This window comes from Shewanella saliphila, from assembly GCF_014648295.1.
Taxonomy (GTDB): Bacteria; Pseudomonadota; Gammaproteobacteria; order Enterobacterales; family Shewanellaceae; genus Shewanella; species Shewanella saliphila.
The window spans coordinates 31,012-51,430 of record NZ_BMQV01000027.1; the positions used below are offsets into that span (position 1 = coordinate 31,012).

The 20,419-nt window shown below is 44.7% G+C and carries 21 protein-coding genes; 17 read left to right on the forward strand and 4 right to left on the reverse strand.

Annotated features, from left to right (window positions below):
• The first annotated feature begins 11 nt into the window (after positions 1-11).
• Positions 12-416 carry a GFA family protein gene (locus IEY48_RS13045; RefSeq protein ID WP_188920985.1) on the forward strand — a complete coding sequence of 135 codons (405 nt, stop codon included), beginning with the start codon at positions 12-14 and terminating at the stop codon, positions 414-416.
• Between the two features lie 24 nt (positions 417-440).
• Here IEY48_RS13045 and IEY48_RS13050 read toward each other — a convergent pair whose 3' ends face one another.
• The 3 genes from IEY48_RS13050 to galE form a co-directional block, all read right to left on the reverse strand.
• Positions 441-824, reverse strand: coding sequence for a bactofilin family protein (locus tag IEY48_RS13050; protein WP_188920987.1), 384 nt, complete (start codon positions 822-824; stop codon positions 441-443).
• A 97-nt stretch (positions 825-921) separates the two neighbouring features.
• A complete protein-coding gene (gene napF / locus IEY48_RS13055) occupies positions 922-1,407 on the reverse strand; it encodes a ferredoxin-type protein NapF (RefSeq protein WP_188920989.1) in 486 nt (161 codons plus the stop codon).
• Positions 1,408-1,471: 64 nt separating this feature from the next.
• Positions 1,472-2,494, reverse strand: coding sequence for a UDP-glucose 4-epimerase GalE (gene galE / locus IEY48_RS13060; protein WP_188920991.1), 1,023 nt, complete (start codon positions 2,492-2,494; stop codon positions 1,472-1,474).
• 248 nt (positions 2,495-2,742) lie between these two features.
• On the opposite strand from galE, the gene phhA reads away from it, so the two are divergent.
• The 6 genes from phhA to ompW all read left to right on the forward strand — a co-directional run bounded on the left by phhA (position 2,743) and on the right by ompW (position 8,769).
• Positions 2,743-3,540, forward strand: a complete 798-nt coding sequence (phhA, locus tag IEY48_RS13065) for a phenylalanine 4-monooxygenase (RefSeq protein WP_188920993.1) — start codon at positions 2,743-2,745, stop codon at positions 3,538-3,540.
• Positions 3,541-3,618: 78 nt separating this feature from the next.
• Entirely contained in the window at positions 3,619-3,957 is a 339-nt protein-coding gene (locus IEY48_RS13070) for a 4a-hydroxytetrahydrobiopterin dehydratase (protein ID WP_188920995.1), read from the forward strand.
• 160 nt (positions 3,958-4,117) lie between these two features.
• A complete protein-coding gene (gene tyrR / locus IEY48_RS13075; protein ID WP_188920997.1) occupies positions 4,118-5,656 on the forward strand; it encodes a transcriptional regulator TyrR in 1,539 nt (512 codons plus the stop codon).
• Between the two features lie 240 nt (positions 5,657-5,896).
• Complete coding sequence (locus IEY48_RS13080) at positions 5,897-6,883, forward strand: fumarylacetoacetate hydrolase family protein (RefSeq protein WP_188920999.1); 987 nt, start codon at positions 5,897-5,899, stop codon at positions 6,881-6,883.
• A gap of 118 nt (positions 6,884-7,001) precedes the next feature.
• Positions 7,002-7,652 carry a maleylacetoacetate isomerase gene (gene maiA, locus IEY48_RS13085; RefSeq protein WP_188921001.1) on the forward strand — a complete coding sequence of 217 codons (651 nt, stop codon included), beginning with the start codon at positions 7,002-7,004 and terminating at the stop codon, positions 7,650-7,652.
• A 469-nt stretch (positions 7,653-8,121) separates the two neighbouring features.
• Complete coding sequence (ompW, locus tag IEY48_RS13090) at positions 8,122-8,769, forward strand: outer membrane protein OmpW (protein WP_188921003.1); 648 nt, start codon at positions 8,122-8,124, stop codon at positions 8,767-8,769.
• A gap of 90 nt (positions 8,770-8,859) precedes the next feature.
• Here the strand turns inward: ompW and IEY48_RS13095 are convergent, their stop codons facing one another.
• Positions 8,860-9,603 carry an SDR family NAD(P)-dependent oxidoreductase gene (locus tag IEY48_RS13095; RefSeq protein WP_188921005.1) on the reverse strand — a complete coding sequence of 248 codons (744 nt, stop codon included), beginning with the start codon at positions 9,601-9,603 and terminating at the stop codon, positions 8,860-8,862.
• 336 nt (positions 9,604-9,939) lie between these two features.
• Between IEY48_RS13095 and metA the strand changes: the two genes are divergently transcribed.
• The 10 genes from metA (at position 9,940) to IEY48_RS13145 (ending at position 20,418) form a co-directional block, all read left to right on the forward strand.
• Positions 9,940-10,887 carry a homoserine O-acetyltransferase MetA gene (gene metA, locus IEY48_RS13100; RefSeq protein WP_188921007.1) on the forward strand — a complete coding sequence of 316 codons (948 nt, stop codon included), beginning with the start codon at positions 9,940-9,942 and terminating at the stop codon, positions 10,885-10,887.
• Between the two features lie 304 nt (positions 10,888-11,191).
• On the forward strand, positions 11,192-12,382 hold the full coding sequence (locus tag IEY48_RS13105; RefSeq protein ID WP_188921009.1) for a thiolase family protein: 1,191 nt from the start codon (positions 11,192-11,194) through the stop codon (positions 12,380-12,382).
• A 165-nt stretch (positions 12,383-12,547) separates the two neighbouring features.
• Positions 12,548-14,041 (forward strand): CoA-acylating methylmalonate-semialdehyde dehydrogenase, encoded by a 1,494-nt coding sequence (locus IEY48_RS13110; RefSeq protein ID WP_188921011.1) that lies wholly within the window; start codon positions 12,548-12,550, stop codon positions 14,039-14,041.
• Between the two features lie 193 nt (positions 14,042-14,234).
• Complete coding sequence (locus IEY48_RS13115; RefSeq protein WP_188921013.1) at positions 14,235-15,392, forward strand: acyl-CoA dehydrogenase family protein; 1,158 nt, start codon at positions 14,235-14,237, stop codon at positions 15,390-15,392.
• Positions 15,393-15,469: 77 nt separating this feature from the next.
• The gene (locus IEY48_RS13120) at positions 15,470-16,252 is read left to right on the forward strand and encodes an enoyl-CoA hydratase (protein WP_188921037.1); all 783 of its coding nucleotides are present in this window, start codon (positions 15,470-15,472) and stop codon (positions 16,250-16,252) included.
• Complete coding sequence (locus tag IEY48_RS13125; RefSeq protein ID WP_188921015.1) at positions 16,252-17,370, forward strand: enoyl-CoA hydratase/isomerase family protein; 1,119 nt, start codon at positions 16,252-16,254, stop codon at positions 17,368-17,370. The genes IEY48_RS13120 and IEY48_RS13125 overlap by 1 nt, the downstream gene beginning before the upstream one ends.
• A gap of 14 nt (positions 17,371-17,384) precedes the next feature.
• A complete protein-coding gene (gene mmsB, locus IEY48_RS13130) occupies positions 17,385-18,284 on the forward strand; it encodes a 3-hydroxyisobutyrate dehydrogenase (protein ID WP_188921017.1) in 900 nt (299 codons plus the stop codon).
• 12 nt (positions 18,285-18,296) lie between these two features.
• Positions 18,297-19,055 (forward strand): SDR family oxidoreductase, encoded by a 759-nt coding sequence (locus IEY48_RS13135; RefSeq protein ID WP_188921020.1) that lies wholly within the window; start codon positions 18,297-18,299, stop codon positions 19,053-19,055.
• 136 nt (positions 19,056-19,191) lie between these two features.
• Positions 19,192-19,398, forward strand: coding sequence for a hypothetical protein (locus IEY48_RS13140; protein ID WP_188921039.1), 207 nt, complete (start codon positions 19,192-19,194; stop codon positions 19,396-19,398).
• Positions 19,399-19,419: 21 nt separating this feature from the next.
• Positions 19,420-20,418 (forward strand): DMT family transporter, encoded by a 999-nt coding sequence (locus tag IEY48_RS13145; protein WP_188921022.1) that lies wholly within the window; start codon positions 19,420-19,422, stop codon positions 20,416-20,418.
• Position 20,419: the final 1 nt, after the last annotated feature.

A 20,419-nucleotide genomic window follows, 5' to 3' on the forward strand; every position in this document is an offset into this window, starting at 1 on the left:
CGAGGTGGTTTATGACTATGTTACAAGGTGGTTGTTTATGCGGAGCAATACGCTACCAGACGACTGACATGCCATTTGATGCTGACCATTGTCATTGTAACCAATGCCGAAAAAGTACTGGTGCGATTGTAATGAGTTGGATGGATTTTAACTCTGAGCAGGTGACATGGTTGCAAGGGCGGGTGACTGAGTTTGCTTCGTCTGCTCATATTCGCCGCGGCTTTTGTCAGCAATGTGGTACCACAATGACCTATCGACATGTGGATTATCCACAATATTGTACTCTGTCGATTGCTTCGCTCGATAAGCCGAACCTAGTGCAACCGACTTATCATATCTACACCAATGAGCAAGTCAGCTGGCTGAACATTAATGACACCTGTCAGCGCTTTAATGCCAATAAAACCAATGCTTAATATCAGACTTTACCCATGTATAACTTAAGCGTTCTCAGCTGTATTAACGTCAGTATTGGTCTCAGTGGTTGAGAGCGGATCGCGATGGCGATAACCTAAAAATTGGCCACCATCTAAAATTTCAATGTGTTCACAATAGGCATCGCCTTCAAAAATACCTTGTTCATGTAAGGTGATTTTTTTGCAGCGTGCTTCACCTGACGATTGCCCCGCAATCATTAATTCGCGGCATAAGATATCGCCTTCAACCGTGCCGCTAGGTTCAATGGTGACATTGCCTTGTGCTTGAATATCGCCACTAACATGGCCAGCAATCAATACATCCCCACTGAAAATAAGTTTTCCAGTTAAGTGACATTCTTGAGCGATAAAGCTCAACGGATTTACCGGCTTTTTTTGACCAAACATCTTAGTGCCCTTGGGTATATGGCTAAATAGGGGTGCTAATATAGCGTTAAAATAAGCATAACAAAACGACAAACTGTGGGTTTTGTTAACTGACGACTTACTCTGTTGGCGTCAACGTAATGGCATCAGCCGGACAAGGTGATACACACGCGCCGCAGCCAGTACAAGCATCGATATCAATCACGGGTTTTGGAACTTGGCCCACGGCCATACTAAAACTAATTGCGCGTGGCTCACAGGCATCTTTACAACTTTGGCACCAAACACCTTTAGCGGTTAAGCAGTTGTCTTTTATGCTGGCAACATTAGTCCATGGTTGTGCCAACGTGGTATCAAAAACTGGCTCTGGGCACACCTCAACGCATTGTTTGCAAAAGGTGCACTCGTCGTTGCTGAAGTCAATTTCAGGAAAACCACCTTCACCACGCTTAATAATTTGAGTTTCACACACGTTCATGCATTTATCGCAACGGGTACAATTATCAGTAAATGCTCGTTCTGGCTTGCTCCACGGCGGGCGAATAACATTGGTTTTGCGGCGGCTAAAGAGATTGCGGCGACTTTGGTTAATACCTTGGGTCATTTCTATTCCAATAACTGTATTAGTTGCTGCAGCGAATATTAGCATTAGCTGCAGCAAAAAATTGTTAAGCGCTTGGCAATTTATACCCATCAGGGTTATTTGATTGCCATTTCCAGCTGCTGCTCGCCATATCTTCAACGCTATGGGTGGCACGCCAGTCTAATTGTGCAGCGGCAAAGCTTGGGTCGGCATAACAGGCGGCAATATCACCTGGGCGACGAGGGCTGATTTGATACGCAATGGTTTTTCCACAGGCTTTTTCAAATGCTTTTACCATGTCTAACACACTGTAACCAATGCCAGTACCTAGGTTATAAGTCACTAAGCCGGGTTTGGTTTGTAACTTTTTAAGTGCTTGTAAATGGCCCACAGCTAAATCAACCACGTGAATATAATCACGTACGCCGGTGCCGTCAGGCGTGTTGTAGTCATCGCCAAATACGCTTAATTTATCGCGTTTACCCACAGCAACCTGGGCAATAAACGGCATTAAGTTGTTTGGAATATCATTTGGGTCTTCACCAATTAAGCCACTTTCGTGGGCACCAACCGGGTTGAAATAACGTAAACGGGCAATGTTCCAGCTGTTATCTGACTGATATAAGTCCGCTAAAATATGCTCAACCATTAATTTTGACTGGCCGTATGGATTAGTCGCGCCAGTAGGAAAGTCTTCTTTTATGGGTAAGCTAGCTGGGTCGCCATAAACCGTTGCCGATGAGCTAAATACCAGGTTTTTAACCTTATGCTCAGCCATCACCTGGCACAAAATAATGGTACCAGTGACGTTATTTTCGTAATATTTAAGGGGTTTTGCAACAGATTCGCCAACGGCTTTTAAGCCCGCGAAATGAATAACCGATTCGATACTGTGATCGGCAAAAACTTTTTGCAGTAGCGCTTTATTGAGAATGTCACCTTGATAAAAAGTCACATCTTTACCGGTAATCGTATGAACACGTGCTAACGCTTCAACACTTGAATTTGATAAATTGTCTACGATGACCACTTCCTGTCCAGCATTTAGTAGCTCCACTACAGTGTGCGTACCAATATAGCCAGCGCCACCGGTTACCAAAATTGCCATAGTTTAATCGTCCTGTGAATAAATGAGTCATGTTGGTCTACATTGTAAATTATCACAGTTCAAGTATCAGTAAAATTATTGATATCACTCCTAAATTACCGCGGTTTGTTAAAGGAGGAGCTCGATCTTGTATTCATTTGTTTACATTTAGTACTGCATTATTGGCTGACAATAAACTGTGAAGGAGTTAACAAAAGCACAAGGTTAGCACACTATGTAGAGAGTGAAGTTTACGTAAAGTGGAACCTATGACGACAGCAACAAAGTATATTGCCCATCAAGCTGATGCCCAAGGTTATATTGATTACTCAGAACATGAGAATCAATTATGGCAGCAGTTATATCAACGCCAGGTGACCAATATGCCCGGGCGTGCTTGCCCTGCGTATTTGCAAGGTTTAGATGCATTAGCCATGTCGGTTGACCGCATTCCGCAACTGCCTGAAATAGACAAGGTGTTATTAGAGGCTACGGGCTGGAAAACCGCAGCGGTGCCAGCATTAATCTCATTTGGACGTTTTTTTGAATTGCTCGCCAATAAAGCGTTTCCTGTGGCGACATTTATTCGCACTAAAGAAGAGTTCGATTATTTGCAAGAACCTGATATTTTTCATGAAATATTTGGCCATTGCCCATTATTGACCAACCCATCATTTGCGCGCTTTTCGCATATGTATGGTCAGTTAGGCCTCGCAGCAACCAAAGAGCAGCGGGTATTTTTAGCGCGTTTGTATTGGTTTACCATTGAGTTTGGTTTAGTACAGGCTAAAGATGAGCCCTTACAAATTTATGGCGGCGGTATTTTAAGTTCGCCTGGTGAAACCATGTATGCGCTTAGCGATAAACCAGAGCGCAGACCGTTTGATTTACTCGATGTACTACGCACCCCGTATCGCATTGATATTATGCAACCCATTTATTACGTGATTGAAAATATTGACTACTTAGATGAAATTGCACGAATGGACATTATGAGTATGGTGAAAAAAGCGCAGCAATTAGGCATGTTTGAGCCTAAGTTTTCACCCAAAAATCAAGCCAGTTAACCCATGATGACAGTTGAGCAAAGCAACAATGTTTGAGCCTACAGTCACGACAGCATTACATTAAGCCAAGGAGTACCAATGAACGCATTAACCGAGATGAAGTGTGAAGCTTGCCAGGCAGACGCCCCAAAAGTCACCGAGGCAGAATTAGCCGAGCTTATTGGCATGATCCCAGATTGGGGAGTTGAGGTACGCGACGGCATTATGCAATTAGAGCGCGTTTATAAATTTAAAAACTTTAAGTTGGCGATGGCTTTTACCAATAAACTGGCCGACTTAGCCGAAGCTGAGTTTCATCATCCAGGTATTTTAACCGAATGGGGTAAGGTCACCGTAACCTGGTGGTCGCACTCGATTAAAGGTTTACACAAGAATGACTTCATTATGGCTGCCAAGACAGACCAGTTATTAGACTAACGATATTGACATTTATTTCAGCATGTTACGTTAACGTAACATGCTGGATAATTTGTCTGTTACAATTCTACTGTAAACTTCGCTTGCCACCGAAGCAATATCCCTCTAACGTTGTGACAAATTTCCGCAACAAACATTAATAACTAGGGAATCGTTACATATGCGTTTGGAAGTCAGTTGTATCGATCGCGTGGGTTTAGCGAAAGACATCCTCGTCGTGCTTGAAAAACATGGCATTAACTTAATTGCCATTGATGCCAGTAATAAAGGTTTCCTATTTTTGCAATTTGCAGAAATCAGTTTCGAAACCTTACGAGAACTCATGCCGCAAATTCGAAAAGTCGAAAGCGTGCACGACGTGCGTACCGTGTCTTTTATGCCATCAGAGCAAGAACACTACGCCTTAAAAACATTATTGAAAACCTTGCCTGATTCGGTGTTTTCAATCGACACTAAAGGCCGTATTCGTATTGCCAATGAATCTGCTCTGCTGACGTTGGACATGGCAGAGCATGAGGTGGTCGAAGAATCATTAAATCATTGGGTGCAAGGCTTTAATTTTGCTCGCTGGATGAGTGAAACCCCAGTATTGGCTCAAGCTACCCGTGTGCAGATTAATTCCAATGAATATTTAGCCGAAATGCTGCCGATTTATTTACCTGACGATAACGACACCACTATTTTAGCTGGTGCAGTGGTGTCACTTAAATCACCTGCCAGAGTCGGCAAGCAATTTAATGCGCTGCAAAATCAAACCACAGGTTTTGATAACGTTTTGGCGATGAGCGATAAAATGAAAGACGTGTTAAAGCAAGCCAAACGTATGGCTCAGCTCGACGCGCCGTTATTGATCACCGGCGAAACCGGTACGGGTAAAGAGTTAATGGCCCGTGCGAGTCACGATGCCAGTATGCGCCGTGAGCACCCCTTTATTGCCATAAACTGCGCGGCATTGCCTGACAGCGTCGCCGAAGAAGAACTGTTTGGTTTTGTTAGCAATGGCACTGTGGTTAAGCGTGGCTTATTTGAGGAAGGAAAAGGCGGCACGGTATTTTTAGATGAAATTGCTGAAATGTCCAAAGCTGCCCAGGTGAAGTTGTTACGTTTATTGCAAGACGGCACGTTTAGACGTATTGGTGGTGATGAAGAAGTGCGAGCCGATGTACGCATTATCTGCTCGACCCAGAAAAACCTCGCAGAGTTGTGCCAAACCGGTGAGTTTAGAGAAGATTTATACTACCGCATCCATGTATTGAGTTATCACATGCCGTCTTTGCGTGAGCGGCGTGTGGATGTTATCCCGCTTACAGAGATGTTTTTAGAGCACTATAGTCAGCAGCTATCAAGTCCGCTGCGACGTATTTCAGCCAGTTGCCGTGACTATCTGTTTACGTATGCTTGGCCTGGCAATGTTCGTCAGCTTAAAAATGCCATTTTTAGAGCCGTATCCATGTGGGATGGCTCAACAGAGTTGACCGTTGAGCAGCTTAAACTGCCGTCATATGCTGAAGGTTTTGGTTATTTTGACGAAGAGTTTGAAGGCACACTAGATGAAGCCATGAAAGACTATGAGGCGGGGTTATTGCGACGGTTATATCCCGCTTACCCAAGTACTCGTCAGTTGGCGAAAAAGCTTGGAGTGTCGCATACCGCCATTGCCAATAAACTGCGTGACTACAATATTAGCAAGAAAAAATAACGTAACGATTTAATGCCAGCTAAAGTGCTGGCATTTTGGCTATTTCAGTGCTGCAAACCAGCATTGGCAAGGTTTTTTATCGTTTGTAAATAATAATGTACAAATCACCGTTTGCATGGGTAAAGCGTGATTTGCCCCGCGCTATAGGATTTAACGACCTTGTATGGTCACAATGAATGAGCTAAGCCATTCATGCTATAGAGACTAAGCGCGAATGCCACCCAGAATTTAGGAGCACCAATGAAACTTGCAAGTTATCACAACGGACGTCGCGACGGCCAATTGATGTTAGTCAGTAAAGATTTGACCAAAACGGTCGCAGTGCCAGCCATTGCTAAAACAATGCAGCAGTTACTCGATGCCTGGGATTTATTGTATCCACAATTAAGCGAATTATATGACGCACTCAATGATGGCCAAATGGATAACGCCGTCGCCTTTGATGAGTCACGTTGTTTATCGCCATTACCGCGAGCCTATCAGTGGGCTGACGGTAGCGCGTATGTTAACCACGTAGAGCTAGTTCGTAAGGCTCGCGGCGCTGAAATGCCAGAATCATTTTGGACCGACCCGCTAGTGTATCAAGGTGGTTCAGACAGCTTTATTGCACCTAAAGCCGACATTGAAATGGCCAGTGAAGAATACGGTATTGATTTTGAATCAGAAATTGCCATTGTCACTGATGATGTTGCCATGGGCGTATCGACAGACAATGCTGCTAAGCACATCAAGCTACTGATGTTGGTTAATGATGTATCACTGCGTAACTTAATCCCAGGTGAACTGGCTAAAGGGTTTGGCTTTTTTCAATCTAAACCATCAAGCGCGTTTTCACCGGTAGCGATTACACCAGACGAACTCGGTGATAAATGGCAAGACAGCAAAGTGCATTTACCCTTAGTGACTCATTTAAACAGTGAATTATTTGGCCGCCCAAATGCCGGCGTCGACATGACATTCAACTTTAGCCAGTTAGTGTCGCATGTGGCTAAAACACGCCCACTTGCTGCAGGCGCTATTATTGGTTCAGGCACTATTTCAAACTACGATCGTAGCGCAGGTTCAAGCTGTTTAGCTGAAAAGCGCATGTTAGAAATAATTGCCGACGGCAAAGCCTCAACCCCGTTTATGCATTTTGGCGACACAGTACGCATTGAAATGTTTGACGAAAGCGGCGTGAGTATTTTTGGTTCTATCGACCAAAAAGTCGTTGAATATAAAGCTTAAAAATCGATAACGATATTTTTTAGAAGGCAATAGCGCATCATCGTTATTGCCTTTTTTATTATTGGTGGCTCAACAAATCAAAAGCAAAAAACGATAAAAACAATAAAGAGGAGGACACATGAAACTCTATGGTTATTGGCGCTCAAGCGCAGCCTATCGCGTGCGCATTACGTTAAATTTAAAGCAGTTGTCGGCAGAGCAGATTTCAGTTCATTTGGTGAAAAATGGCGGTGAGCAGCATTCGCAGGCTTATGATCGATTAAACCCACAACATTTAGTGCCCACTCTTGTTTATAATGGCATTGATGTTGAACTGAGCTTATCGCAATCATTGGCGATTATTGAATACCTTGAAGAAAAGCACCCGCAGATCGCATTATTGCCGAGCAATATAGAGCATCGCGCCATAGTGCGCAGTATGGCACAAGCGATTGCGTGTGAAATCCACCCACTGGACAATTTACGGGTACTGCAATATTTAGTGAACGACATGGGCGTGTCAGACGATGATAAAATGCGTTGGTATCATCATTGGATTATTGTTGGGTTTACGGCATTAGAGGCACAATTAAGCCAGTATTCTGGGCGTTATTGTTTCGGTGATACGCCAACACTTGCCGACATTTGTTTAGTGCCACAAGTGTATAACGCAAAACGCTTTAATGTACCGCTTGATGATTTTCCTAATATTGTACGCATTGACCAAGCGTGTAACCAATTAGCGCCTTTTGCCGATGCCGCGCCAGAACTGCAACACGATGCCAGTTAATTGAGGCGTCATGACTTTATAAACGTTAAAATGGCACCTAACCGATGTTAGGTGCAACACTTTTAGCCCTCAAATTGTATTCGACTATTACACTGCACGAAAACATCAATTCCACGTCATTAATTGAACAAAATTTATACGCCAATTATCACCGTTATTACCTCAATCAGTCACACAATAATCCACAGAAGAAAGCCTTTATCTATGCCTGTGACTGGACGTAATAGGCTTACATTTTAACTTGCGCTACACCACAATAACCTAACTATAAAATACACCTTTAGTCTCTTTTGGTGGTTACTTTGTGATCTAAATCAAGCTTAAGCTATCTAATTGGGTACTCAAATATAGGTAGAGGTGTTTGTTTGATCTAAATCAATGTTGTTAATGATTAACTTGGGTAGGTTGGCGGCAATTGTTAATAATGTTAATGAATTGCGTCTATTTATTGTTGTCATGGAGTCTGAAAATGAATAAGAAAATTACCCTAGGTTTAGTTGCTGCATCATTACTATCTGCTGGCTTATCTTTTGGTGCTGCTGCGCACCAAGCGGGCGACATTATTGTGCGTGCAGGTACAGCAACGGTATCACCTAATGAATCAAGCCCTGTGGTGGCCGGCGTTGCTGAGTTCAGTGTTGATAGTGATACTCAATTAGGTCTTAACTTTGGCTATATGCTGACAGATAACATTGGCATAGAGCTTTTAGCTGCCACACCCTTTAGCCACGATGTGTCACTGGGCGAACTTGGTAAAATTGCTGAGACTAAACATTTACCGCCAACATTGGTTGCTCAATACTACTTTGGTGATTCGCAGTCTGCACTTCGTCCGTATGTTGGGGTAGGGGTTAACTTTACTAACTTTTTCGACAATGAATTTACCCAAGATGCTAAAGGTTTAGGTTTAGATAACTTGTCTATGTCTAACTCCTGGGGCGTAGCGGCGCAGGTAGGGCTTGATTACCAAATTGATAAAAAATGGCTCGTGAATGCCTCGGTATGGTATGCACAAATTTCTACCGACGTGAGTTTTGATATGGGCGCTGACCATGTCGTTGTTGAAACCGACATCGACCCATGGGTTTATATGGTAAGCGTGGGTTATACTTTCTAATTGTAGTTGATTAGCATCAGCTTTTCATTGTAACAAAACAGGAATCTTTTGGGTTCCTGTTTTGTTATGTGAGATTAACCAAGCGTCAAGTTAACCGCGTTTCTTTTTCGGTTTCCAATGGCGAGTATTATAAATATATTCGGGCAGTATGCGGTTTATCCACGCCACAATTCGCCAGCGTTTGGTGACATACACTCGGCGTTTACCTTTTTTAAGTGCTGTTAATATTTGCCCGGCCACTTTATCAATGGGCGACAATAACATCTGAGTATTTAAGTGCACCGCTTTATCAAATAACCCTAATTGAATATCACTTATGGTGACAGGTAGTTTTAAGCGCTGCGCATGCATACTTAACCCCTGTAAATAATTTTCGGCAAAGGCTTTAGAGGCATGGTAAGCCACATTTGGGCCGCCGCGTTGACCAGCAATCGAGTTTATCGCCGCTAATTGACCATAACCTTGCTCGCACATCAATTTGAAAATACATTGGCTAGCCGCTGCAAATCCCATCACATTCACATCGATGGCGTGCTGATCTATGCTCCATGGCAAGGCTGGGTCGTAATCATTAACACCAGTATTCACGATCACCAAATGGGCGCCGTTATGGGTGGTCCAGGCTTCATTAAGCTGAGCTATCACCGCTTGTGGTTGGTCAATACTCAGTGGATACACGGCTACTTCGCCTGGAAGGCTTTCAGCAAATTGCTTGAGAGACTCGGGATCATGTACAAAAAGCACTAATGACACTTGCTGTGCCGACAATTGTTTCGCAAGGGCCTGGCTGAGCTGCGAACCCGCACCAATGATCATTGCTGTTGCGACTGACATAGTTAACCTCATAATTATCAATGGCTCATAATAGGAATAACGCCGTTTGATAACAAGAGAGAAAAAAATTCAACTTAAGACGTGTAGACTTCTAGACATCCTTGTGTATGATTGATGACATCAATGATTGCTTGTGTGAGTATTGGTTTATATCGCGTGATATCAATGTTTAGCGTTATTTATTGGTAGTGTTTATTTAAGGTAAGCTCAATAAAGTCGTCTTTTTACAGAATGTTGAAACTGTGATCGGCTAAACATATTGGTTTATAGGGCGTTGCTAATTTATCGCACAATAAACAAGCTGTCTGTGTTTAATTAATCAAAAAGGTGAGTCGTATGCCGGTTCGAATTCCAGATAATCTCCCTGCTGCAGGTATTTTAGAGTCTGAAAATATTTTCGTGATGTCTGAAACCCGTGCAGCCAATCAGGACATTCGTCCTATGCGGGTGCTGATCTTGAATTTAATGCCTAATAAAATCGAAACTGAGACACAATTATTGCGTTTACTCGGTAACACGCCATTGCAAGTCGACGTCGATTTATTACGCATTCACGACAAAGAGTCGAAACACACCTCGATTGACCACATGAATACCTTTTACCGTGATTTTGAAGATGTGCGTAATAACAATTATGACGGCCTTATCATCACAGGTGCGCCGCTTGGACAAATCGATTTTAAAGATGTGGTTTACTGGGATCACATTCGCGAAATTATTGACTGGTCACAAAATCATGTCACCTCGGTACTGTTTTTATGTTGGGCAGCCCATGCTGGCTTGTATCATTTATATGGCTTAAAGCGTCAGTTGCTGCAAAACAAACGTTCAGGCGTATTTAATCACAGTCGCACTAGCGATCCACATCCGCTACTGCGTGGTTTTGACGATGAGTTTTATGCGCCGCACTCACGGTTTGCCGAAATGAATGTTGAAGAGTTACGTCAACATCCGGAGGTAGAAGTATTGGCTGACTCTGACCAAGCCGGCGCCTATATTGTCCTCAGTCGAGATAATCGCAATTTGTTTGTAATGGGCCATCCTGAATATCAAAAAGCCACCCTAAATGATGAATATACTCGCGATGTTGGCCAAGGGTTAAACCCAGACATTCCGCAAAATTATTATCGTAACGACGACCCAAGCCAAGACGTTATTGCCCGCTGGCACAGTCACGGCAGCTTATTGGTGAGCAATTGGCTTAACTATTATGTTTACCAGTTAACGCCGTATGATTTAAATGACATGAGCGCGAAAACGCCATGGGAAAACAAAAAATCATAATCAGCCACTCATAAGCCAAAAGCCGCAATACCCTAAGGTATCGCGGCTTTTTTATGCCTTGTAGACTAAAGTGTAATGTGTGCTCAAGTTCATTTCGCCATTTAAACCCTGATGTTTTTATTGCTATTAAAACATAATCTTACCTATAAATATTCTCATTTAAATCTCAAGTGTAAATCCTCAATGACAAGCTAATGAGATGAACATCACAAAATAGATCATTTTTTACTTGCTTTACGTTAGCGTCAACGTCAAAGTGGTGTGATATTGGTTTGATTTTATATGCGCAAAAAATGGAGTGGTTATGAGTACAGAGCAAACAGGTCAAGATATCGTTATTGTTGCCGCCAAGCGTACCCCTATGGGTGGCTTTCAGGGGGCATTGGCTGAGGTAGCATCTCCCGTGTTAGCCGCTACCGCGATTAAAGGCCTTTTAGCGCAAACCGGCGTAAGCGGCGACAGCATTGATGAAGTGCTAATGGGCTGTGTATTACCTGCAGGTCTTGGCCAGGCGCCAGCTCGCCAGGCAACATTGGGTGCAGATTTACCATTAAGTGTTGGCGCAACCACGGTCAATAAAGTGTGTGGCTCTGGGATGAAAACCGTCATGTTAGCCCATGATTTAATTAAAGCGGGCAGCAGTAATGTGGTGATAGCAGGTGGCATGGAAAGCATGAGCCAAGCACCATATTTACTCGACAAAGCTCGTGGTGGTATGCGCATGGGGCACGGCAAAGTCATGGACCATATGTTTTTAGACGGTCTTGAAGATGCCTATACCGGCGGTGCGATGGGCACATTTGCCCAAAAAACCGCAGATGACTTTGGTCTCACGCGTGAACAAATGGATGCCTTTGCATTAAGTTCACTCGACAAAGCCAATGCCGCGATTAACTCTGGTGCCTTTAAAGATGAAGTGGTGCCTGTGACCATTAGCACCCGTCGTGGTGATGTTACTGTCGACACCGATGAGCAACCGGGTAATGCCCGCCCTGAAAAAATTCCAACTCTGCGTCCAGCCTTTACTAAAGACGGCACCATTACGGCAGCAAATTCAAGCTCAATTTCAGACGGCGCCGCAGCATTAATGTTAATGACTCGCGACAAAGCTAATGAATTAGGCTTAACCGTTATGGCGACCATTAAAGGCCACACCACTCATTCGCAAGAGCCGTCATTGTTCACAACCGCTCCCGTCGGCGCAATGCAAAAGCTGTTCGATAAAGTGCAGTGGAGCAAATATGACGTTGATCTGTATGAAATTAACGAAGCGTTTGCCATGGTGACCATGTTAGCGGTATCTGAGCTTGGGTTAGATGCCAGTAAAGTTAACATCAATGGCGGTGCATGTGCTCTTGGTCATCCTATTGGTTGTTCGGGCGCACGTTTGTTAGTCACCTTGATTTATGCATTAAAAGCTCAAGGGCTTAAGCGTGGTGTTGCCTCGCTTTGTATTGGCGGCGGCGAAGCCACGGCTATGGCGATTGAGGTTTAAGCAAGTTAGACAAGATTAAGTTCAACAAGACCACTGTGCAGATAGAGGCAAATGCAGCCACATAACATGTGAGACTGACAACCAAAATAATCGCATCATCTGCACAGTCACTCAATACCAGTGAGCCAAGCTCACTCACGATGTTCAAGGATCGAGGAAAGCAACATGATCACACAAGTTAAGCATTACATTGATGGCGAATTCACTCATGGCAACGGCGAGCGCAATATTGATGTGACTAACCCAGCTAACAATAGCGTTATTGCTAAGATTAACTGTGCCACGACCGCAGAAGTCGAGCTGGCGATCGACAGCGCTAAAGAAGCATTCAAAAGCTGGAAAGAAGTGCCAGTGTCAGAGCGTGCGCGCGTCATGTTGCGTTACCAACATTTATTAAAAGAACATCACGACGAGTTAGCGACCATTTTGGCGCAAGAAACCGGTAAAACCTTTGAAGATGCAAAAGGTGATGTATGGCGCGGTATTGAAGTGGCCGAACATGCCTGTAACGTTGCGTCGTTAATGATGGGCGAAACTGTTGAAAACGTCGCGCGTAATATTGACACCTATAGCTACACGCAACCACTTGGCGTTTGCGCCGGTATTACCCCGTTTAACTTCCCGGCGATGATCCCTTTATGGATGTTCCCGCTATCGATTGCCTGCGGTAACACCTTTATTTTAAAACCTTCTGAACAAGACCCAATGACACCACAACGTTTAGTTGAATTGTTTGTTGAAGCCGGCGCGCCAAAAGGTGTGTTACAGCTTATTCATGGCGACAAAACGGCAGTAGACATGTTGTTAACTGACCCCGCGATTAAAGCGATTTCGTTTGTCGGTTCAGTCGGTGTAGGCCAATACATCTACAAGACAGGTACCGACAATCTAAAACGTGTGCAAGCCTTTGCGGGTGCTAAAAACCACTGCGTGATCATGCCAGATGCTAACAAGCAGCAAGTGATCAACAACATGGTCGGCGCTTCAGTTGGCGCTGCGGGTCAACGTTGTATGGCCATTTCAGTGGCAGTATTTGTCGGTAAAGCCAAAGAGTGGATCCCTGAGTTAAAAGAAGCGCTTGCCAAAGTGCGCCCAGGTTTATGGGATGACAAAGATGCGGCATATGGGCCTGTCATCAGCCCTGCAGCCAAAGAGCGCGTGTTAAAACTGATCGCCCAAGGAAAAGCGGAAGGCGCAGAATGCTTACTCGACGGTAGTGATTTCACTGTTGCCGGTTATGAATCAGGTAACTGGGTGGGTCCAACCATGTTTACCCATGTCACCACCGACATGAGTATCTACAAAGAAGAGATTTTTGGCCCAGTATTGTGCTGTATGGAAGCAGAAACATTAGACGATGCCATTGAGCTTGTGAACAACAGCCCATACGGTAACGGCACCTCAATCTTTACCGCATCAGGCGGCGCAGCGCGTAAGTACCAGCATGAAATTGAAGTGGGTCAAGTGGGCATTAACGTGCCTATTCCTGTGCCACTACCTTTCTTCTCATTTACCGGCTGGAAAGGCAGTTTCTATGGCGACCAACACGCCTATGGCAAGCAAGCTGTGCGTTTTTGCACCGAAACCAAAACCATCACCACTCGTTGGTTTGACTCAGAAGCTGTTAGCGGTCCTAACATGAGCATTAACTTAAAATAAGTATGCTGTGGTGAGTCCCCATTTGTCGCGATACATCATCGATATATCGCGACAATTTATGCTAAATACAACAAGACAATCTTGACTTACACCATTGCTTTTTTTGTACACAATGGCCAAGCAACTTAAGTTGCAGTGAGCAAGTGACTAAATGACCCAAGAGTCATAATCAGACAATAAACAGGAGTCCGACATGGATTTTAATTTAAACGAAGATCAGCGCCAATTTGCTGATTTAGCACGTCAATTTGCCGCAGAAGAATTAACCCCATTTGCCGCTAAATGGGACGAAGAACATCACTTTCCCAAAGATGTAATCCAAAAAGCCGGTGAACTGGGTTTTTGTTCATTGTATTCGCCTGAGTCAGAAGGTGGCATGGGCTTATCTCGTTTAGATGCCTCAATTATTTTTGAAGAGCTAGCCCATGGCTGCACTGCTACCACTGCCATGTTAACCATTCACAATATGGCCACCTGGATGGTAACCACTTGGGGCACCGAAACCTTACGTAAACAGTGGTCAGAAGGCTTAACCACAGGGCAATTATTAGCTTCTTACTGCTTAACTGAGCCCGGTGCTGGTAGTGATGCCGCCTCATTGCAAACTAAAGCTGTGCGTGACGGTGATGACTACTTAATTACAGGCTCAAAAATGTTTATCTCTGGTGCCGGTGAAACCGAATTATTAGTGGTGATGTGCCGCACAGGAGAGGCGGGTCCAAAAGGCATTTCTGCCATTGCGGTACCGGCTGGCGCTGCCGGCATTACTTATGGTAAAGCCGAAGATAAAATGGGCTGGAATGCCCAGCCGACCAGACTGATTAGTTTTGAAAACGTGCGTGTGCCTGCAGCAAACTTACTTGGCGATGAAGGCCAGGGTTTTACTTTTGCCATGAAAGGCCTCGACGGTGGGCGCATTAACATTGCCACGTGTTCAATTGGCACTGCACAAGCGGCATTAACACGTGCAACACAATACATGAATGAGCGTAAGCAATTTGGTAAACCATTAGCGGCGTTCCAAGCACTGCAATTTAAATTAGCCGACATGGCAACAGAGTTAGTAGCTGCCCGTCAAATGGTGCGTTTAGCGGCATTCAAACTTGATACTCAAGACCCAGAAGCCAGCGCCTATTGCGCTATGGCCAAACGCTTTGCGACCGATGTGGGTTTCCAGGTGTGTGACAGCGCGCTGCAAATCCATGGTGGTTATGGTTATATCCGCGAGTATCCGCTTGAGCGTCATTTCCGCGATGTACGAGTGCATCAGATTTTAGAAGGCACTAACGAAATTATGCGGCTGATTATTGCCCGCCGCTTGTTAGATGAAAACGCCCATCCAATTTTGTAATGGATAGTTCACAGATAATCTTAACGACTATGTTGACAGCGCAACCTGCAAGCGGGTTAACTCAAGGACAGTAAATGATGACAGCAAATACCGCCATAATTGAACATATTATTGGTCACACGGCTATTTTAACGCTTAATAATCCGCCAGCGAATACCTGGACCGCAGACAGCTTACAATTGCTGAAGCAAACCGTTATCAAGTTAAATCAAAACAACGATATTTATGCGTTAGTGATCACCGGACAAGGCGAAAAGTTTTTCTCTGCCGGCGCCGATTTAAATCTATTTGCCGATGGTGATAAAGGCACTGCCGCTTCCATGGCAAAGCATTTTGGTGAAGCCTTTGAAGCCCTAAGCGCGTTTCGTGGCGTGTCGATTGCCGCCATTAACGGTTACACCATGGGCGGCGGCTTAGAAGTCGCCTTAGCCTGTGACTTACGCATTGCCGAAGCACAAGCACAAATGGCGCTGCCAGAAGCCACCGTAGGATTACTGCCTTGCGCGGGTGGCACTCAAAATTTAACAGCATTAGTGGGGGAAGGCTGGGCTAAGCGCATGATTTTATGTGGCGATCGTATCGATGCCGCCAAAGCAGAAAGAATTGGCCTAGTTGAAGAGGTTGTCGAAAAAGGCCAGGCTCTTGATGCTGCAGTTGCCTTAGCAGCCAAAGTGGCTAAACAGTCTCCGAGTAGTGTGAGTGTATGCAAAACCTTAATTAATGCCGGGCGAACCATGCCGCGCAGCCAAGCATTACCGCTTGAGCGTGAATTGTTTGTGGGGTTATTTGATACCGAAGATCAAGCTGAAGGTGTTAACGCCTTTTTACAAAAACGCCCAGCCAACTGGAGGAATCGCTAATGACTCAAGAGGTAATATTTCAAACTCTTGGTACGCTTTCAGGCCAATCAATTGGCATCGTGACCCTTAATATTGAAAAAGCGCTCAATGCGTTAACCCTCGATATGGTGGCCGCAATGCAAACACAGCTCACTCGCTGGAAAGCCGACAACAATATTGCGTGTGTGGTGCTTCAAGGTGCGGGTGATAAGGCATTTTGTGCCGGTGGTGATGTGCGGGCGATTTACCATGCATCCATTGCCAGCCCCAATACCATTAACGACGAAGCCTGCGGCTTTTTCACCCAAGAATATCAACTCGATTACTTACTGCATCAGTTTGGTAAACCGCTACTTGTGTGGGGTGATGGCATTGTGATGGGTGGCGGCTTAGGCTTAATGGCCGGTTGTAGCCATCGCATTGTCACTGAGCGTAGCCGAATTGCCATGCCAGAAGTCACCATTGGTTTATACCCTGATGTCGGCGGCAGCTATTTTTTAAATCGCATGCCAGGCAAAACAGGGTTGTTTTTAGGCTTAACCGCCTACAACATGAACGCGAGCGATGCGCTATATGTTGAACTGGGCAATCATTATTTAACCAGTGATCAACAAGAGTCATTGTTCGATGCAATGGCGGAGCTTAACTGGAGCCAGGACGCTGAGCTCAATCATCAGCTGTTAACCGATTTATTAGCGCAAATGTCGGCGCCTCATTTAGCTCAACTCCCCATAAGCCACCTCGCACAATTTCAAACTCAAATCGATTTATTGATGTCAGGGGATATTCTGGATGTGCATCATCAATTATCCACTCTTAATACTGATCTTGAGTGGCTGCAACGAGCACAAAAAACTGCATTAGCGGGAAGCCCAATTAGCTGGCATTTAATTTTTGCTCAAGCCCAATTAGGTACTGAACTTAGTTTGGCACAATGTTTCCAGTGGGAGCTTGGCGTCAGCGTGAATTGTTGCTCAATGGGTGATTTTTGCGAAGGGGTTCGGGCGTTATTGATTGATAAAGATCGCCAACCTAAATGGCTATTTAGCGATGTTGAAGCAGTAGAACAAAGCACCATTGAGCAATTGATTACCTCTCCCTGGGACGTTAGTCACCACCCATTAGCAGATTTTATTTAACAAGGATTGATAACATGGCAACAGTAGCATTTATTGGTTTAGGTAACATGGGTGGCCCAATGGCGGCCAATTTAATCAAAGCCGGCATGACAGTCACAGTGTTTGACTTAAACCCAGTGGCCGTTGAAGCACTCACCTCACAAGGAGCGCTTTGCGCCAAAACTGCTTGCGGCGCAGCAGCATCAGCAGACTTTGTGATTACCATGTTGCCTGCAAGCAAACATGTTCTGGGTTTATATTTAGGCGATGCCAATAACAAAGGTTTACTTGAGGTGGTGTCAAAGCACACCTTATTAATTGATTGCTCAACCATTGATGCCGACAGTGCCCGTATTGTGGGTGCAAAAGCTGCCGACATGGGGATTGAGTTTATGGACGCACCAGTATCGGGCGGCACCGCAGGCGCTGCAGCGGGCACCTTAACCTTTATTTGTGGTGGCTCAGAGGCTGCTTACACGCAAGCACAAACCGTGTTAACCGTCATGGGCGGTAATATTTTTCATGCGGGTGCAGTGGGTGCAGGGCAAGTTGCCAAGATTTGTAATAACATGCTGTTATCAGTATTGATGGTTGGTACCAGTGAATCAATCCAATTAGGATTAGATAATGGCTTAGATCCTAAAGTGTTGTCTGATATCATGAAAGTCAGCAGCGGCGGTAACTGGACACTCGAAAAGTACAATCCATGTCCAGATGTGATGGAAAATGTGCCGTCGTCTAAAGGGTATCAAGGCGGCTTTATGGTCGACCTCATGGTAAAAGATTTAGGCTTGTCGCAACAGGCGGCATTAGCCTCTAACTCGAGTACACCGATGGGCTCACTTGCACGTAGTTTGTATGTTAATCATGCGCGTCAAGGCAATGGTAGCCGCGATTTCTCGAGTATTTTTGAACAGTTTGCAAAGAAAAAATAAAGGATTCAGTTGATGGAATTAAAAGATAAGGTTGTCGTCATTACTGGCGGAGCAGGCGGTTTAGGTCTGGCAATGGCTCACGATTTAGCTGCCCAGGGTGCTAGATTGGCGCTTATCGATGTTGACCAAACCAAGCTAGAGCAAGCTTGTGCAGATTTAGGCGCAACAACTGAAGTGCAAGGTTATGCCCTAGACATTACTGATGAAGAAGACGTGGTTGCGGGTTTTCAATACATCATTGAAGACTTTGGCCAGGTGAATGTGCTGATTAACAACGCCGGTATTCTACGTGATGGTTTAATGATTAAAGCCAAAGAGGGCAAAGTCACTGAGCGTATGTCTTATCAGCAATTTCAATCGGTCATTAATGTTAACTTAACGGGCAGTTTTTTATGTGGCCGTGAAGCCGCCGCTGCGATGATTGAAACCAAGCAAGCTGGGGTGATCATTAATATCTCTAGTATTGCTAAATGCGGCAATATGGGCCAATCAAACTATTCGGCGTCTAAAGCGGGTGTCGCTGCAATGTCGGTAGGTTGGGCTAAAGAACTCGCCCGTTACAATATCCGTAGCGCCGCAGTGGCTCCGGGTGTTATCGCCACTGAAATGACCGCAGCTATGAAACCAGAGGCGCTCGAGCGTTTAGAAAAAATGGTCCCAGCAGGTCGTTTAGGTCAGCCAGAAGAAATCGCTTCAACGGTTCGTTTTATTATCGAAAATGATTATGTAAACGGCCGCGTATTTGAAATTGACGGCGGTATTCGCTTATAGAGCGGTGGTATTTAGCTTAGTCAGTTTGTTATGATGCAGTCACGCCGAGCAATACAATGTGTATTCGCTCGGCGTGACTTTTTTATTTTTAGGGATTGATCACGTGGCAAAATTAGAACTTATATTAAAAAAAATCATGCTTATCGTGGGCACTTTCGGCGTTGTCATTATATACGGCGGCTTTTTGTATTTGTTTTTTTCCGGGCGATCAACTGCAGCATTGCCGTGGTTCTTACTTATTTCTCCGTGGATTTGTGTGTATTTTGGTTTAAGCCACGTACAACAAGTGGCGGTGATTAGCTGGTTTGCCAATAAGTTCAGTTTTAGAAAGTCATCTAAATAACGCATTCAGCAAGGTTAACTTATGGCTTCTGCCACGCCGCTATCTCGCACCGCACTCACATTTTATACCTTAATCGCTTTAATCGCGTTTGCGGCTAACTCAGTATTTTGCCGCCTTGCGTTGTCAAATGAGCAGGCTGTGCCACTGATTGACCCAAGCAGTTTCACCGCCATCAGATTAACATCTGGTGCATTGATGTTGGTCTTATTGATGCTGCTAACATCGGCAAAAAAGCGATCAACACAAGATCTCGCAACAGAAAACCGAGCAACAAAACATACATTGCCAACACAAGCCCATGGCAGTTTTTTAGCCGCAGGCCTGTTGTTTGTTTATGCCATTGGGTTTTCGTACGCGTATGTACTGCTAGACACCGCGACCGGAGCATTAGTATTATTTGCCGCGGTGCAAATTAGCATGATGTTTATCAGTTATTTACAAGGTCACAGACTGAATGTGCTTGAGATAGTTGGCGCGCTAGTGGCGTTTGCAGGCTTTGGCTATTTAGTGTGGCCAAGTCTCAGCCTTGGCAGTGAAACATTATCAATTAGCGGCTTAGTGCTGATGGCCATCAGTGGTTGCGCCTGGGGCGGTTATACCTTGATGGGCAAAGGCACGGCAAATCCATTGTTTGCCACAGGATACAACTTTATTCGCACTTTACCCTTAGTGTTGTTAATGCTTGCCAGCGTTTGGTTATTATCGATGTTAATGCCCGTCGACCCAATGCAATCAAAACCGGCAGGGCTAGCATTTCAATTAAGTGCTCAAGGGGTTGGACTGGCTATACTGTCTGGCGCGCTGGCCTCGGGTGTGGGCTATGCGTTATGGTATCAAGCACTGAGAGGGTTAAGTGCTAATCATGCCGCAGTATTACAACTGTCTGTGCCTGTGATAGCAGCCGTTGGCGGCGTTATCTTTGTTGGCGAGCAAATCAGTGTTCATCTTATTATTTGTACCAGTATTATTTTGTTTGGCATTGCCCTGGTTATTTTCGCCAAAACAAAACATAAACTTTAAC